Source organism: Hydrogenophaga flava NBRC 102514 (assembly GCF_001571145.1).
Lineage (GTDB): Bacteria > Pseudomonadota > Gammaproteobacteria > Burkholderiales > Burkholderiaceae_C > Hydrogenophaga > Hydrogenophaga flava.
Genome location: NZ_BCTF01000021.1, coordinates 41500 through 57995 on the forward strand (window position 1 = coordinate 41500; position 16496 = coordinate 57995).

A 16496-nucleotide genomic window follows, 5' to 3' on the forward strand; every position below is an offset into this window, starting at 1 on the left:
GATTGTCGCGCATGGGGGCTACCATGCCGCGATGACCAAGACTCTCAAGATCGATTTCGTCTCCGATGTGTCCTGCCCCTGGTGCGCGATCGGCCTGGCCGGCCTGGAGCGTGCGCTGGAACGGGTGCAGCCGGATATCGCGGCCGAGCTGCACTTTCAGCCTTTCGAACTGAACCCGCAGATGGGCCCCGAGGGCGAGGACGTGGGCGAGCACCTGACGAAAAAGTACGGCAGCACGCCGGAACAGCAGGCGCAGATCCGCGAGACCATCCGCCAGCGCGGCGCGGAGGCCGGCTTTGCCTTCAACAAGGACGGCCGCGGCCGCATCTGGAACACCTTCGACGCGCACCGCCTGCTGACCTGGGCCGAGGCCGAAGGGGCCCCGGGCCAGCAGTTGGCCCTCAAGCGCGCGCTGATGGAGGCGCACCACGGCCGCGCCGAAAGCCCGGCCGACGCAGCGGTGCTGCTGGCGGCGGTGAAGCAGGCGGGCCTCGACGAAGACCGTGCCCAGCGGGTGCTGGCCAGCGACGAGTTCAGCGACGAGGTGCGCGAGCGCGAACAGTTCTACACCGGCCACGGCATCCACTCGGTGCCGGCGGTGATCGTCAACGACCGGCACCTGATTTCGGGTGGGCAGCCGGCCGAGGCCTACGAGCAGGCACTGCGGCAGATCGCCGCCGGTTGATGCCCTGGTGCGGGCCGCAGCCGTGACCTGTGGCACGGCGCGGCGGTGATTCGTTGTCTAATTTGCAACAAACACCGCACCATGCCCGCCGAAAGTCCTGCCTTCCTCCTGACCGAGCCACCCGACGAGGCGCCCCCGCACCAACCAGCTCCGCTGGGCTGGAGCGGCACCAGCAGCTTTCTGCTGGGCGTGCTGGTCATCCTGTGCATGGTGGTGCTGTACGTGCAGGTCTCGTCGCTGGTTGACGGGGCGCCCAGCCTGGCGCGGCACAGCCTGCACACCGATCAGCGGGCCGAGCTCGACATCACCGAGGTCGCCACGCTGCCGGCCAGCGCGTTTGATCCCGTGCCGGACCAGGTGTCCCGGGGCTTCACCAGGGCCGCGCAGTGGTTCCGCCTGGAGACGCCCTCCAGCCTGCCGGGCGACGCGGTGGTGGTGGTGCAGCCCAGCTACCTCGACGACGTCCGGGTGTACACGCCCGACCCCGGGTTGGTGACCGGCTGGCGCCTGTTCCAGCTGGGCGACCGCCACCCGGCGCCGGAGCGCTCTCGGATGGACCTGGGGTTCTCGGTGGCCTTCAAACCCGTGGCGGGGCAGGCCGTGTTCGTGCGGGTGCGCACGCTCAATGCCCACAACATCCGCGTGCGCGTGCTCCAGCCCGCCGTGGCCGACCGCGAAAACGCCGTTCTGCTGGTGGGCTTTGGCGTGTACTGCGGGGCCGTGCTGGCGCTCGCTGCGGCCGCCGCCATCGCGGCACTGGCCTACCGCGACCGCCACTGGGCGGCCAACGCCGGGTTCCAGCTGGCCACCCTGGGCGCGATGGTGTTCTTCTTCGGCCTGGGCGGGCGCTTCCTGCTGCCGGGCGACCCCTTGCTGGCGGACCAGCTGGCGAGCTGGTTCGGTTTTGCCCAGTACTTCACCGGTGCGCTGTTCTACCGGCTGCTGTTCCGCGAATACGGCGCGCCCGCGTGGCTGCTGCACCTGCAGTCGCTGCTGCTGCTGTTCCTGCCCCTGCAGGTCATGCTGACCATTGGCGGGCGGTTCGATCTGGCGATGCAGGCCGGCACCCTGATCCTGCCGCTGGCGGTGCTGGTCATGGGGCTTGCGGTGGTCTTCGTGCGCAGCGACGACGTGGTGCTGCTGAACCTGCTGCGCATCAACACCATCAGCACCACCATGTTCTTCCTGCTGGCCTATGCCACCCACCGGGGCCTGATCGAGGCGCGGTTCCTGCATCTCTACCCGGGTGTGTTCATCAGCCTCATGACGGCGGTGGTGCTGCACCTGACCCTGCTGCGCCGCCGCGAGCTGCTGGGACGGGAACAGGAAAGCACACAGCGCACCCTGGCGCTGGTGCGCCAGCAGGTGCAGTTCGAACGCCGCCGCCGGCTGGAGGACGGGCGATTCCTGGGCATGCTCATGCACGAAATGCGCTCGCCGCTGTCGGTGGTGGCCGTGGCCGCCAGCGCCCTGGAACGCAAGCTGGGCGGCGAGGGGGCGGGACTGCCCGCCAGCAAGTCCGTGGCGCGCGACCTGCGGCGCATCGGCACCTCCGTCGGGCAGATGCGCAGCGTGCTGCAGCAGGTGCAGGCGGTCAGCGAGCTGGAACACCTCATGGGCGGTCACGGCCCGGTGCAGAAGCCCGGGTTTGTGCAGGACCGCTGCGAAGCCGACGCCCTGTTGGGCCGGCTGCGGGACCTGCTGGCGCAGGAGCCGCGGGTGGACGCCTCGGAGCTGCTGCCCCGGGCACCCGGGCGGCTGGTGCGCGGCTCCGCTCCGCTGGTGGAGATGATGGTCCGCAACCTGTTGGACAACGCCTTGAAGTACTCGCCGCCGGAGTCCGTCGTGCGCTGCTCGTGCGAGCTGCGCACCGGAGTGTTCGACGTGATCGGTCTGACGATCCGGGTGAGCAACCGGATCGGGCCCGTGGGGGCCCCCGACCCGGCGCGGCTGTTTGGCAAGTACTACCGCGCCCCTCTGGCCCACCAGCATTCCGGCTCCGGACTGGGGCTGTACTGGGTGCGGGGAACGGCGCGCCTGTGTGGCGGCGATGTCGAGTTCGAGCAGCGGGACGATGACGTGAGCTTCGGTCTGGTGCTGACCTTTGTCGGAGACAACGAATGACCCGGATCTGGGATGTGCTGGTGTGCGAGGACTTTGTCGACCTGCGCGAGGCGCTGGTCGACTACCTGGAAGAGACCGGCCAGTGGCGGGTCCGGTCGGCCGGCAACGGCGCCGTGCTGCGGCGCTTGCTGGTGGAGCGGGTGCCCCAGGTGCTGCTGCTGGATGTGGGCCTGCCGCACGAGTCGGGCATCGACATCGCGCGCTGGATGCGGTCGACCTATCCCGATGTGGGCATCGTGATGCTGTCGGGTCGCTATTCCTCGTCCGACCGGCTGGCGGGCTGGCGGGCGGGCGCCGATGCCTACCTGCTCAAGCCGGCCGAGATGGAGGAGGTCGAGCTGGCGCTCAAGGCCGTGGTGCAGCGCGGCAGCCGCGCGTCCGATGCGGCGCCCGCCGCAACGCCCCTGGTGCGGTTCAACCTCCGCCAGGGCACCCTGACCGGTCTCGACGGCCTGGAGCACCGGCTGGCACCCCGCGAGGCGGCGCTGTTGCAGGTGCTGGCGCAGTCGCCGGGTTCCATCGTGGAGGTGAACACCCTGCGGCGCCTGCTCTGGACCGAGCAGGACTCGGAAACCGACGTCAACAACGCGCTGTTTTCCCTGGTGCGCCGCCTGCGCCGTAAGCTGGAGACCTGCGGCCTGGACGAGTCGGCCATATCGGTGATGCGCGGGCGCGGCTACCGGTTCAGCGCGACCCTGGCCATCGATTCCTGAGCCGCCCTGCGGTGTGGCCTCACGCCGACGAATTTGTCACGCTTTTTCTAACAAGCTGTTACTAGTTGGGGCTTGTGACAGTTTGTGACAGATTGCGTAGATCTGTAGTTCCTAAGCTTCATCCATCGCATCCTTGTCACGGAGAAGCTAATGAAATATGGATTCCGTCGCGGCCACGTTCCTTCCGGGCGACAGCGGCAATCGGGTTTCACCCTCGTCGAGCTGGCCGTCGTGCTGGCGGTGATCGGTCTGATCATTGGCGCCATGGCCATCGGCAAGGATGTCCAGCGCAACGCCGAATACACCAAGATCAAGAACAAGTTCATTGATCAGTGGGAGCAGGCCTACAACCAGTACTACCAGCGCACCGGCGTGGTGGTGGGTGACGACCAGACCGCTCCGCGCCTGATGGTCAACGGTGCCACCTACACCGCTGCCGGCGGGCAACCGCTGTCGGGCGGCAACATGACTGGCGCGATCCCACCGGCCCGCACCTGCGACAAGGCCAACGGCCCCAATATGGCCGCGCGCGCTGCAGGGGCCGCCACCAACCTGCGCACCCTGATGACGCAGTCCGGCATCCGCATGCCCCCGGGCCGCGCCGAAGGCTACGAAGACCGTTATGTCTACCTGGACAGCAACGGCAACCCGCAGGAGGTGCAGGTCTGCTTCCAGTGGAACAACCCCACCTCAGCCGAAGGTTCGGGCAACGTGATGATCATTTCCGGCCTGACCCCCGACCTGGCCCGCATGCTCGACCAGATGGTCGACGGCAAGCCCGACGCCCAGGAAGGCCGTTTCCGCAAGCAGGCCATTGCCAACGGCGTCGCCAACGGTCCGGGTGTGCAGTGGAACCGGACCAACGACGACTCGATTGCCTCGACGGTGGATGCCGGGTCCGGCGACGACACCCGCCTCGACGAAAACCAGGTGGCTACCGTGGTCGCCATCTACAAGATGAACCAGTGACCCAGCGCCCAGCGGAACGGAAAGCACAACCATGAAACAGTTTTCGACCCCCCGCCGCGCCCGCCAGGCCGGTTTCACCCTGATCGAGTTGGCCCTGGTGCTGGCGGTGATCGGCCTGATCATCGGCGCCATCGCCATCGGCAAGGACGTGCAGCGCAACGCCGAGTACACCAAGATCTCGAACAAGTTCCTCGAGCAGTGGAAGATGGCCTACGACCAGTACTACCAGCGCACGGGCACGGTGGTCGGCGACTGCCAGCAGGCGCCGACCTACATGGTCAATGGCGCCGAGACGTCAATTGGCGGTTCCGGTGCGTGTGTGCGTCCCGGAGGTCAGGGTGTGGCAGGCATTGCGCCGAGCTTTGCAAACACCGGTCGGAAGGTTTGCTCAGGACAGGGGTATGCGGCTGGTCAGACTGGTGGCGGTGATGTGAATCTGGCCACGCAGAACCTTCGAAACTTGATGACTCAGCACGGAGTTCGCATGCCCCCAGGGCGTGGCGAAGGGCATGAAGACCGATACGTCTACCAGGACACCAATGGCAACGCCAGCGAGGTGCAGGTGTGTTTCCAGTGGAACCCCGCCGGCACGACCAGTGGTGCCGGCAACGTGATGGTGGTGCGTGGCCTGACGCCCGACCTGGCGCGTTATCTGGACCAAGTGATCGACGGCAAACCCGACTCGCGTGAAGGGCGTTTCCGCATCCAGGGCCGTGCGGCTCACACCCAGGCAACACAAGCCAACGCCCCTGGCACCGCCTGGGAGGCCAACAACACAGTCGCAGCCAACATCGCCGGGGATGGACATTCTGGCCAGGACGGCACCGCCATCGGCGCCGACAACCCCGGCGGTGCCACCGCCACCGGCCGCCAGTACGACGAAGACCGCGTCACGCTGCTCACCGCCCACTGGGTGATGGACCAGTGATGGATGCGTCCCGACGTTTGCGCCTGGTCCTGCTGGGCGTCGCCACCCTGGCGCTGGCGGTGGCGGCCTGGTTCGCCTGGCAGGCCGTGGGTCGGCTGGGGCAGGCCCGGTCGGAAGCGGCTTCGGCGCGCGCCGAGCTGAGCCAGCTGCGCGGCCTGGTGCCTGCGCTGGAACAGCACGAGCGCTACGCCAGGGACGCCGAAGACATCAAGGCCATGGTTGCCAAGGCGGGTTTCGATCCCGCCCGCTGGTCCAACCGCAAGCTGCAGCGAACCACCGCCCTTCTCAGCCGCCGCGATGCCGAGATCCTGCTGGTGCAGCAGATCGGTGCCAGCGGCGCGCAATGGTTTGCCGCCGACTACTTCGACGTGACCGTGGCCTCGCCCGGGGCCGGCCTGTTCTCCCCGGTGCTGCCGGACGACAGGGGTTTCAACGTCGAGATGGCCGGTGTCGTGTACTTCCCCCTGGTGAGCCGATGAAGCCCGAGCAGATCCTCCTAGTCTCCCAGCAGGGCTGGTTCCGTCTCGCCGCCGGCGAGATGCGCGAGATCGCGCCCTGGCCCGAGCTCACCGGCGCCGCGGTGGTGGTGATCGACTTCGCGGATTCGCAGGTCGGCATCCAGTCGACCAAGGGCAAGCCCGAATACGCCGCCGCCCAGATCGAAAAACTGGTGCGCGCCGAAGGCGCGGTCGAAGGCCCGATACACGTCTTCGTGCACAAGCAGGTGCGCCACACCGACAGCTGCCAGACGCTCTACACCGCGGTCGCGCTGGACGACTGGCAGCGGCACCAGGACTGGGCGCAGCGCCAGCCCGACCACTGCATGGTCGTGCCGCTGGTGGCGACGCTGGCCACCGGCCTCGGCAAGGACGAGCCGCTGCGGCTGGTGCGCACGGGGCAGCAGATCCATGCCTACGGCGAGTCCGACAACAAGATGCACTACGCCACGGCGGCGGCCATCGGCACCGATGCGACCGACTACCTGGCGCCGGTGCGCACCGTAATGGCCCAGCTGCGCGCCAGCGGCTGGAAGAGCGCCGCGGGCGTGCGCTGGGGTGCCGTGCAGACCGACGACGCGGCCACCGAGCAGACGCTGCTGGCCAGGCTCGCCGAGCTGGGCGGCCTCGAAGCGCGCCTCATGCCGCACGAATCCTTCCGCACCGAAGGCGGCAAGGCGGCCTCGGTGCTGCCGGGTCTGCTGGCCGGCATGCCGGTGCGCGGCTTCGTCGCCTCCGGTCTGCAGCGGCTGGCCTGGCTGAGCGAGGGCTATGTGTTGCCCCTGGCCGCCATGGTGGCCGTGGTGGCGCTGGGCCTGGGCGCCTTTGCCGTCTACGCCGAGCAGTCGGCGGTCCAGGAACAGCAGTCGGTGCGCGCGCTGCGCGACGAGATGGAGCCGCTGCGCACCCGCCTGGCCGCGGCCACCGCCGCCGGTGGCACCGGCGTGGAAAGTGCGGACCTGGCGTTCGCCCGCCAGCTGGGTTTTGCGGCCACCCACGACCCGGTGCGCATGCTCACCACGGTGCGCCAGGCGGCCGGCACCGGGGTGCGCATCCAGCGCGTCCAGCTGGCCAAGGCCGACCAGGTGTCCAAGGCGCGCTTCCGCATCGACGGTGTGGTGGCCAACGGCTCCAGCGTCGAACTCAGCCGCTTCCTGGGTGCCTTGCGGGCCCAGGGCTGGGAGGCCGAATCGACCACGCCCAACGACGGCTCCGTGGGCGCTTTCGCCTACCACCTGCGCCGGGTGGCGTCGGGTGGCAACAGCTGATGTCCGAACAGAACTCCCGATGAAATACGTTGCCCTCACACTGAGCCTGATCGCCGCAGCGCTGCTTCTGCTGGCCGCGGCGATGATCGGCAATCGCATCGGCGTCGAGCGCCACACGCTGGCGCCGGTGCAGATGTCGCTGCCGCCCCTCTCGCCCCAGGTGGTGGCCGACCAGGCGGAGCTCAAGGTCTCGCTGCAGGCCCTGCTGGACGCGGCCGCCCGCCGGCCCATGGGCCTGGTGGCGGCTGGTTCCGCCGCGCCGGGCATCCGCCCGATGGAGAACTACGACAGCCTGTTCGTGCTGCCGCCGCAGACGCAGACCCAGATTGCGTCGCTGACACCGCAGCCGCGCGCCGGCCAGGTGCGCCAGCCGCTGTCGTCGGTGCCGCTGCCCAAGGTGAGCGTGGTCGTCGAAGGCGCCGAGCGCAAGGCCGTGGTGGACGGTCACCTGGTCCGGGTGGGCGACGCCGTGGGCGACGGTCTGGTGGTGCGTGCCATCCAGGTCGGTGCGGTGACCTTCGGCTACGGCAAGGAAGAACTGGTGGTGGCGGTGCCCCTGGAGCGGCTGCGCGTGCTCGGCGCGTTCCCCGCGAAGGCAAAGGCCAACTGATGAACAAAGGGGTCGTTGCCGGAGCAGGACTGGGCCTGGTGCTGCTCGCCTTTCTGGGCGGGTACTGGGTGGCGAACAACGGTTCGTCGCCCGCGCCCGCCACAGGCAGCCTGTCGGCACCGTCTCCAGTGACCGCGGCAGGGCCTGCCGGTGACGCTGCGTCTTCGGCCTCCGGCGCAGCGTCCACAGGTGCACTGGTGACGTCCGCGCCGGCGGCCGCCCAGTCTTCCGCCGCTGAGCCGGCCTCGCCCGTGGCGGGCGCCCCGGCGCCGGGTGCTGCGGGCCCGTCGGCCGCTGCACCGGCGGCGGGCGGCTCCAGGCTCACGCCCGAAGAGCGCCGCCAGCTGCGCGCCAGCATCCGCGCCAAGCTGGCCGCGTTGCAGGCCAAGGGCCCGAACGTCTCGATCGCCGAGGCCCAGGCCGTGATGGACGAGGTCGAGCAACTGGGCCGCGGCGAGTTCGATCCCCGCTATTTCAAGGCCGTGCGCGACATGCTCGGCTACTCGGGCCGGGTGCAGACGCTGAGCAAGGAGCTGCAGTCCATCGCGTCCAGCTCGAACGCCAAGGACGTCGCCCGCCGGCAGGCGATCCTGGCCGAGATGCGCGACCTCAGCGATCAGATCAGCCAGAGCGCCGCGCAGGTGCAGTCGTACGCGCGCCCGCTGTCGGCGCCGGCAGGAACGCAGAAGTGAGCACGGCCCTGCACCTCCGGCACACGCTTTCACGCGCGGCCCGTGTGCGGCGCGTGCGCGGCTTTTCGCTGGTGGAGGTGGCGATCGTGCTGGTGGTCGCCGGGCTGGTGAGCTGGGCCGCGTTCACCGCTTTCGACACGGTGTCCGAACAGCAGGAGCGCGAAGGGGCGATGTCCCTGGCGCGCCAGATGCAGGGCAGCCTGCGCGCCTTCGCCATGCGCCATGGCCGCCTGCCATGCCCGGACAGCGGGGCCACCGCGACCGGCTACGAATCACTCACCGGTGGCACCTGCACCGCCGGCAACCAGGTGGGCTGGTTTCCCTACGTCGCGGTGGACATGGAAGTGCCCCAGGAATCGCTGCGCGCCCGCTACGCGGTCTTTCGCGCTGCCAGCGGCACGCCGGCCTCGGACGCCGACCTCGCGGTGGCAGTGGAACGCACCGGCGACGCCGCCGGCGATGCCACCCAGCTGGATGTCACCGACCTGATCGTCGGTCTGGGCAACGCCGCCTCGCTGGCGCTGTCGACCTCGCGCGCCCACCTCACCGGCGACGCCGGTCCGGCCGGTGCCATCGACTGCGCGGCCAACGCCGTCATGCCGGTCGCCTACTGGCTGGTGCTGCCGCTGCACGACCGCAGCGGTGACGGCCTGCGCCTGGACCCCCCCCACACCGCGGCGGGCCTCTGCGCCGCCAGTCCCAACGCCCCGATCCGGTCCACGTCCGACGACGTGGTGCTGGCCGAGTCGCCCGCGCAGCTTGCTGGTTGGCTGAGAAGAAGCATGCCCTGAGCACAGCCGCCCGTTTTCCGATGTCCCTCGCACACACCACTGCCATGCAAAAGACCCAACTGCCCTTCCCGACGACCGCACTGGTCAAGGCCACCGCCGCCCTTTCGGTGGTGCTGCTGTCGGCTTGCGTGGCTCCGCCGCCGCAGAGCGCGAAGAACCTGAGCGACCCGGACACCGAGTCGGTGCGACGCATCCAGGAAGTGGCGCAGGCCGAGTCGCGCAAGCTGCTGGAACAGCAGGAGCGCCTGCTGGCCGAGCTGCGCAAGACGGCTGCGGCCAAGGCGCTGGAGCCGCCGGCACCGCAGTACGACCCGCTGGAGGGCCGCACCATCAGCGTGTCGATCTCCAACGGCACCATCAGCCAGATCCTGACCGCGTTCGCCGATGCAGCCAAGGTCAACCTCATCGTCGAGCCGGCGGTGGTGCAGCAGGGCGCGCTGACCGACATGTTCCTCAAGGACGTGTCCCTGCGCGAGGCCTTCAACGAGCTGCTGCGCAGCTACGACGTGTCGGGCGAGATCCGCAACCAGACCATGCGCATCCGCCTGCACGAGGAGAAGTTCTTCGCGATGAACTTCCTCAACGTGAACTCGCAGATGTCGCTGAACTCCGGCGGCAACGTGTTCGGCTCCAACTCCAGCAATGCCAACTCGGCCATCTCCGGCGCCCTGTCGATGACGGCCTCGTCGACCCAGCGGGCCGACCCGTACACCGAGATCGAGAACAACCTGCGGGCCATCCTGGGCGAGAACCGCCCTGCGAACGAGTCGTCGCAGACGGCGGCCACCAACGCGCGCACCCCGCAGGAACCTACCCAGGTGCAGCAGCCCAACCAGAACCAGGCCTTCACGCTCAACCGCACCTCCGGTACGCTGTTCGTCAAGGCCCGCCCGTCGCAGATGCGTGCGGTGGAGAAGCTGATCAAGCAGACCCAGGACATGCTGACCAAGCAGGTCTACATCGAGGCGCAGCTGATCGACGTGCAGCTGGGCGACGGCTACCAGCTGGGTGTGGACTGGACCCAGCTGCGCAGCCGCCTGGCGCTGAACTTCGGCGTCGACGCGCTCAACCTCTCACCCACCGGCAACGGCAGCCTGCCCGGTTCGCGCGGCAGCTACCCCGGCAGCAGCCTGACCATTCCGGCGCGGGCCATCGGTTCGTCCACCGGCCTGGCCACCGGCGGCATCGGCTACGCCGACACCAACGGCTCGGCGGTGATCAATGCGCTGCGCAACTTCGGCACCCTGCGCATCCTCTCCAACCCCAACATCCAGGTGCGCAACGGCACGCCCGCGATGCTCTCGGTGGGCACCAGCCTGAAGTACGTCTCGCGCTCCAGCGCGGCGCAGAACAACATCGGTGGTGGCGCCACCACCACCTCGTCCGAAGTGCAGACCGATTCGGTGTTCTCCGGTGTGATGGTCGGCGTGCTGCCCATGATGCGCGACGACGGCAAGATCGAGCTGCTGATCAACCCGGTGCAGAGCGATGTGGACCCCAAGACGCTGGAGCTGGTGCAGGTCAACCAGTTCAACTCGGTCAGCCTGCCGCAGGTCGCCTACAAGGGTCTGACCACCACGCTGAACGTGAACGACGGCGACGTGGTGGTGGTCGGCGGCCTGATCGACCAGAAATCCTCCAGCGCCAACAGCGGTGTGCCCTTCCTGGCCGACGTGCCGGTGCTGGGCAAGCTGGTGTCGCAGGAAGGGGATGCGCGCTCGTCCCGCGAACTGATCGTCGTGCTGCGCGTGCGCCTGCTATGAGTCTGATCTACCAGGCACTGAAGCAGACCGAACAGGAGGCCCCGGCCCCCGTGGTGGCCAGCGCCGCTGCCGCAGCGCCGCGCGCGGTGCCGGCGGCGCCAATGGCGGCACCACGCGGTCTGCGCGGCTCCCTGCTGCTGGGTGCCGTGGTGGCCGGCGCGGGCATCGTGGCGGGGTTGCTGCTGTCGCAGCGCGAACCGGCGGCCGGGATGGCCACCGCTGCGCCTGCGGCCATGGCTCCGGCATCTGCAGCGGCACCGGCACCGGCACCGGCCGACGTGCCGCCCCTGCCCGCTGCTTCGGTGGCGCCATTGCCGGTCGCTGCCCCTGCCGCCCCCGCCGCGTTGCTGGCGTCTGCGCCCGGCGCCGTGGCGGCCCTGCCCGTGGTCGAGCCGCCCCTGCCGACGGTGCCGCCGCGGCTGATGCTCTCCACCTCGCTGTCCGTGCGCCCGGCCGCTGCCGCGACCGAGCCCGCCCCCGCGGTCACCACGCCACCCGCCGCCGCTCCTGCACCCACGTCCGCGCCCGCTGCTGTGCCGGCCGCCGCCCAGCCGGTGTCGCAGGCGCGCCCGTCGCCGGTCGAGGTGACGGTGCGTGCCACCAGCGGGGCCACCGAGGGTGCGTCCAACGAAGACATCAGCGAACTGTTCGACGGCCTCAACCGGGCACTGGAAGCCCGCGACGAGGCCCAGGCGCAGCGACACCTGCAGGGCATCCGCAACCGCCTGCCCGAAGGCTCGCTGGCGCGCCTGCGCGCCGAAGGCTGGCACGCCTACCGCACCGGCGACGCCGAGCGGGCCCAGCGCGTCTACCGCCGGCTGCTGGAGAAGCTGCCCGGCGACGAAAACGCCAGCCTGACGCTGGCCTCGATCGAGCGCCAGGGCCAGCGGCCCGACCAGGCGCGCGAGGTGCTGGCGCGTTCGCTGCGGCACAACCCCAATTCCGCCGTGCTGCGCGCGGCGCTGGACCAGGCCAGCCAGACCGAGGCCACCCGATGAACGCGCGCAACAGCCACCTCGCCACCCTGGGCCTGGTCCGCAACCCGTTCCCCTACACGCCGGACGCGGGCTGCTACTTCACCACCCCGCACCTGGAAGAGCAGCGCGTCGAGCTGGAGCACTGCATCCTCTCGCGCAAGGGCTTCTGCCTGCTCACGGCCGAGGTCGGCATGGGCAAGAGCACGCTGGTGCGCCGCCTCATGGCCGACCTGGCGCCACGCCAGGTGGTCTCGGCCCTGGTGTTCAACACCTTCCTGCAGGGCCCGGAACTGCTGTCCGCCGTGCTGCAGGACTTCGGTCTGCAGGGCACCGGCTCGATGGCGACGGACATCAATGTCCTGAACAACTTCCTGCTCGACAACCACCGCGAGGGCCGGACCTGCCTGCTGATCATCGACGACGCACAGAACCTCACGGAAAGCTCGCTGGAGCTGATCCGCCTGCTGTGCAACCTCGAAACCGACCAGGAGAAGTTGCTGCAGATCCTGCTGGCCGGCCAGCCCGAGCTGGAGGCCACCCTGGCGCAGCACAGCCTGCGCCAGCTGCGCAGCCGGGTGGTCAAGCACGCCCGGTTGTACGGACTGAACAGCATGGAGATCGCGGACTACATCCGCTTCCGCTTCGAGTCCTCGGGCAGCGACGGCAGCCTGCTGCTGCAGGCCGACGCCTGCCAGCTGCTGCTGCAGGAAACCGCCGGCGTGCCGCGCCAGGTCCATCTGGTCATGGACCGCTGCCTCTACGGCCTGGCGGCGCGCAACGGCAAGGTCATCGACGCCGCGCTGATGAAGCAGGCCATCCAGGACTGCCGCATCCAGCTCGATGCGGGCGCCGCCGAGCCCGCGCCATCGGCACCGGTGCTGCCGGCCGTGGCCGCTGCGGCCACCCCGGTGCGGCGCTGGGCCCCTCTGGCGGCGGCTCTGTCGGTGCTGGCGGTGGCGGCGGTGCTCTGGTACCAGGGCGCGCTTCCCGTGCAGGCCAGGGCGGTGTCGCCGGTGGCGGCACCAGCGGCTGCACCCGCAGCGGCCGCCGCCAAAGCCCCGGAACCGGAAAAGGCCGCCGCACCCGCACCCGAAGCGGCACCGGCTGTGGCGCTTCAGGCCGCTGCATCTGCATCTGCACCAGCCGCCGCGCAGAACGGCGCCTGCGCCGCACCCCCGTCGCTGGCGCAGGACCGGGTGCTCACCACCCAGCCGCTGCCCGAGCTGGCGCACCGCCTGCTCGGCAGCCGCCTGGCCCGGCTGGACGACGTGTGCCTGGAGTCGCGCCAGGGCCAGCCATGGATCACCTGGGCCGCGCCCGCCGCCGGTTACGACGACAAGGACCGCCTCTCGGCGGCCCGCTTCCAGATCGCCCTGACGCGCTACGGCAGCCTATTGCCGGCCGACGTCGACGGCGTCTGGGGCGAGAAAAGCCGCAACGCCCTGCAGCGCTTCCAGTCCGGCATCGGTCTGGAACCCACGGGCAAGGTCGACCCATTGAGTGGACTGATTTTGGAGAAGTTTTATGTACAAGAGCAGTGACGGTACCGGCGTGACGCCGGGAGGGGACCGTCGCAACCTGGGCAGCTTGCTGATGGCCAGCGGCCTGGTCACCCAGGTCGACATCGATTACGCCTGCCAGAAGCAGGCGGTCGAAGGTCAGAAGCTGGGCCGCATGCTCGTGGAGCTGGGCTTCCTCAGCGCCAAGGACCTGGCGCGTCATCTCGCCATGCAGCGCGGCATCGAGTTCCGCGACGTGCCGCCCGCCATCGACGATGGTGTGGCCGCGGCCTTCAACCGCAGCCTGTGCCTGACGCACAACTTCCTGCCCATCGGGCGCGAGGGCGAGCGCATCCGCATCCTGCTGGGCGACGCCGAGCCCGAGCTGGTGTCGGCCCTGGTGCAGCGCCGCGTCGGCCAGGAAGCGGTGTTCTGGCAGGGCGATTTCTTCGCCGTGGTGGACGCCATCCACCAGCACTACTACTTCCAGGAAAACCCGGTCGAGAAGCTGATCGCGGCCGAGATCCGCAAGCTGTCGGACGACCGCGACCACGCCTTCAGCCCCGAGCGGCTGATGGAGCTGATCCTGCACACGGCGGTGCGCGAGCGCGCCACCGACGTGCACCTGGCCCCCACCGCCAACAGCCGCACCGTGCTGATGCGGGTGGACGGCGTGCTGCGCCCGATGTTCGCCATGCCGCCGTCGCTGGACCGCCTGGTGGCCTTCATCAAGCTCAAGGCCGACATGGACGCCAGCGAGCAGCGCCTGCCGCAGGACGGCAGCTTCACCATCCAGCTGATGGACGCGGCCTACACCATCCGCGTCTCGACCATGATTTCCGAGTTCGGCGAGCGCATGGCCCTGCGCCTGCTGGCCGAGCGCAGCGACCTCGACCGCCTGCAGGACCTGGGCTTCCTGGACGAGGACGTGGCCGAGATGGAACGCTCGTTCTCGCGCCCGCATGGCCTGATCCTCATCACCGGCCCGACCGGCTCGGGCAAGAGCACCACGCTGCACGCCGCGCTGCGGGTGCAGCCGCTGGTCGAACGCAACGTGCTGACGGTGGAAGACCCTGTCGAGTACCGCGTGCCGGTGGCCTGCCAGACCGAGGTGAACCGCCGCGCCGGCTACGACTTCGCCAGCGCCATGCGCCACTTCCTGCGCCACGATCCGGACATCATCCTGGTGGGCGAGGTGCGCGACGCCGAGACCGCGCGCGCGGCGCTGGACGCGTCGTCCACCGGCCACCTGGTGCTGTCGACACTGCACGTGGGCGGCATCTTCGGCGTGGTGCCCCGTCTGCGCCTGCTGGGCGTGGACGCGGAGACCGTGGCCGAGAACCTGGTGGCGGTGATCAACCAGCGCCTGGTGCGCTGCATCTGCCCTCACTGCAAGACCAGCCGTGCGGCCACGCAGGAAGAGCGCCGCTGGCTGGGCGAAGAGGTCGAAGAGGTGTTTCACGGCACCGGCTGCAACCACTGCCGCGGCAGCGGTTACCGCGGCCGGGTGCCGGTGTACGAGATCCTCACCGTGCGCCGCGAACTGGCCGACGCCATCGTGGCCGAGGCGCCGCGGGCGCGCCTGCGCGAGCTGGCCGAGGCCGGTGGCCTCAAGCCCATGGAAGGCCTGGCACGGCGGCGCGTGCTGGCCGGTGAAACCACGATGGACGAGATCCGTCGCGCCATCGGACTGGATTGACCATGAGCACCGCAGGTCTGCGCACCTACTTCTACCGGGTCCTGCTGCCGCACGGCAAGGTTCAGACCGGCTTCCTCCGACTGCTGGTCGAGCGCGACCACTCGGCGCGCCTGCGACTGGAGCAGCAGACCGAAGGCACCGTGCTCACGCTCAAGCGGCTGCCGCAGTGGCTGTCCATGCTCGACGACCTGCGCCGCAAGGTCTTCGCCGGCCACGTGCGGCCGGTGGACCTGGCGGGCTTCCTGCGCGACATGGGCATCATGCTCGACGCCGGCGTGCCGATGATGGAGGCCTTGCGCACCCTGATCGAGGACCAGTCGGGCCACCCCGGCGTGGCCGACATCGCGCGCCGCGTGCACACCGACATGGGCTCGGGCATGCGCATCACGCAGTCCTTCGCACGCCACCCCGACGTGTTTCCCGAGACGGTGCGCAACCTGGCCGAGATCGGTGACGAGTCCGGCGCGCTGCCCAGGATGCTGCTGGAGTCGGCGGCCCACGTGGAGCGGCTGATCGACATCAAGCGCGACATCCGCACCGCCATGATCTACCCGACGCTGGTGCTGGCGTCCATCATGGCCGTGGGCTTCTTCTGGCTCTACTACGTGGTGCCCAACCTGGCCCAGCTGTTCAAGCAGCTGCGCGCCAAGCTGCCGCCGCTTACGCAGTGGCTGATCAACGTGTCCGACGTGCTGGTGCAGTACCTGCTGCTGGTGGCCATCGGCGTGGTGCTGCTGGTGGTGGTCCTGGTCTGGCTCTACCGCTCGGTGCCGAAGTTCAAGCAGGGCTGCCACGAGCTGATGCACCGCCTGCCCATCCTGCGCACGCTCTCGACCTCGTCGGGCATGGCCTTCATCACCGAGCACCTCTCGCTGCTGGTGCGGGCGGGTCTGGACTTCATGATGAGCCTGGACGTGCTCTCGCGCGCCACCTCCAACGAGTACTACCGGGCGCGCCTGATCAAGGTGCGCGACGGCGTGGCGCGGGGCGAGGGCATCGGTGCCTCGATGCGCCGCGTCGGCGGCTTCCCGCCCATGGCGGTGCGCATGATCTCGGTGGGCGAAGAGTCGGGTTCGCTGGAAAAGCAGCTCGACCGCCTCTCCGACGAATACCGCAAACGCCTGGACGTGGTGGTCAAGTCGCTGGGCGAGATCGTCAAGCCGGCGCTGATCCTGCTGGCCGGTGGCCTGTTCATCTTCCTGATCGTGGCGCTGCTGCTGCCCATCTACGACCTGGTGCGCCAGTCGGTCAGCCAGTCCATGGGGGGCGGCTGATGGCCAT

At 69.5% G+C, this 16496-nt stretch carries 15 protein-coding genes; all 15 read left to right on the top strand.

The window, feature by feature from the left end:
• Positions 1-31: 31 nt before the first annotated feature.
• The 15 genes from HFL01S_RS17745 to HFL01S_RS17815 all read left to right on the top strand — a co-directional run bounded on the left by HFL01S_RS17745 (position 32) and on the right by HFL01S_RS17815 (position 16489).
• On the top strand, positions 32-685 hold the full coding sequence (locus HFL01S_RS17745; protein ID WP_066261012.1) for a DsbA family oxidoreductase: 654 nt from the start codon (positions 32-34) through the stop codon (positions 683-685).
• Positions 686-766: 81 nt separating this feature from the next.
• Positions 767-2809, top strand: a complete 2043-nt coding sequence (locus HFL01S_RS17750) for a sensor histidine kinase (protein ID WP_066261017.1) — start codon at positions 767-769, stop codon at positions 2807-2809.
• The gene (locus HFL01S_RS17755; protein WP_066261018.1) at positions 2806-3522 is read left to right on the top strand and encodes a response regulator transcription factor; all 717 of its coding nucleotides are present in this window, start codon (positions 2806-2808) and stop codon (positions 3520-3522) included. Before HFL01S_RS17750 ends, HFL01S_RS17755 begins: the two co-directional genes overlap by 4 nt.
• A gap of 150 nt (positions 3523-3672) precedes the next feature.
• Entirely contained in the window at positions 3673-4491 is an 819-nt protein-coding gene (locus HFL01S_RS17760; protein WP_066261020.1) for a type II secretion system protein, read from the top strand.
• Between the two features lie 31 nt (positions 4492-4522).
• Positions 4523-5419 carry a type II secretion system protein gene (locus tag HFL01S_RS17765; RefSeq protein ID WP_066261022.1) on the top strand — a complete coding sequence of 299 codons (897 nt, stop codon included), beginning with the start codon at positions 4523-4525 and terminating at the stop codon, positions 5417-5419.
• Complete coding sequence (locus tag HFL01S_RS17770) at positions 5419-5898, top strand: hypothetical protein (RefSeq protein WP_157538938.1); 480 nt, start codon at positions 5419-5421, stop codon at positions 5896-5898. The genes HFL01S_RS17765 and HFL01S_RS17770 overlap by 1 nt, the downstream gene beginning before the upstream one ends.
• Positions 5895-7184, top strand: coding sequence for a hypothetical protein (locus HFL01S_RS17775; RefSeq protein ID WP_066261024.1), 1290 nt, complete (start codon positions 5895-5897; stop codon positions 7182-7184). Before HFL01S_RS17770 ends, HFL01S_RS17775 begins: the two co-directional genes overlap by 4 nt.
• 19 nt (positions 7185-7203) lie before the next feature.
• Positions 7204-7794: a hypothetical protein gene (locus HFL01S_RS17780; RefSeq protein WP_066261025.1), complete on the top strand. Its 591-nt coding sequence runs from the start codon at positions 7204-7206 to the stop codon at positions 7792-7794.
• Entirely contained in the window at positions 7794-8486 is a 693-nt protein-coding gene (locus HFL01S_RS17785; RefSeq protein ID WP_066261029.1) for a hypothetical protein, read from the top strand. Before HFL01S_RS17780 ends, HFL01S_RS17785 begins: the two co-directional genes overlap by 1 nt.
• Positions 8483-9277 (top strand): prepilin-type N-terminal cleavage/methylation domain-containing protein, encoded by a 795-nt coding sequence (locus tag HFL01S_RS17790; RefSeq protein ID WP_066261030.1) that lies wholly within the window; start codon positions 8483-8485, stop codon positions 9275-9277. The genes HFL01S_RS17785 and HFL01S_RS17790 overlap by 4 nt, the downstream gene beginning before the upstream one ends.
• A gap of 44 nt (positions 9278-9321) precedes the next feature.
• Entirely contained in the window at positions 9322-11040 is a 1719-nt protein-coding gene (mshL, locus tag HFL01S_RS17795) for a pilus (MSHA type) biogenesis protein MshL (protein WP_084383469.1), read from the top strand.
• Positions 11037-12038 (top strand): tetratricopeptide repeat protein, encoded by a 1002-nt coding sequence (locus HFL01S_RS17800; protein ID WP_066261031.1) that lies wholly within the window; start codon positions 11037-11039, stop codon positions 12036-12038. Before mshL ends, HFL01S_RS17800 begins: the two co-directional genes overlap by 4 nt.
• Positions 12035-13558 (top strand): ExeA family protein, encoded by a 1524-nt coding sequence (locus tag HFL01S_RS17805; RefSeq protein ID WP_066261033.1) that lies wholly within the window; start codon positions 12035-12037, stop codon positions 13556-13558. Before HFL01S_RS17800 ends, HFL01S_RS17805 begins: the two co-directional genes overlap by 4 nt.
• Positions 13542-15215: a GspE/PulE family protein gene (locus HFL01S_RS17810; protein WP_084383463.1), complete on the top strand. Its 1674-nt coding sequence runs from the start codon at positions 13542-13544 to the stop codon at positions 15213-15215. Before HFL01S_RS17805 ends, HFL01S_RS17810 begins: the two co-directional genes overlap by 17 nt.
• 2 nt (positions 15216-15217) lie before the next feature.
• On the top strand, positions 15218-16489 hold the full coding sequence (locus HFL01S_RS17815) for a type II secretion system F family protein (RefSeq protein WP_066261034.1): 1272 nt from the start codon (positions 15218-15220) through the stop codon (positions 16487-16489).
• Positions 16490-16496 lie beyond the last annotated feature (7 nt).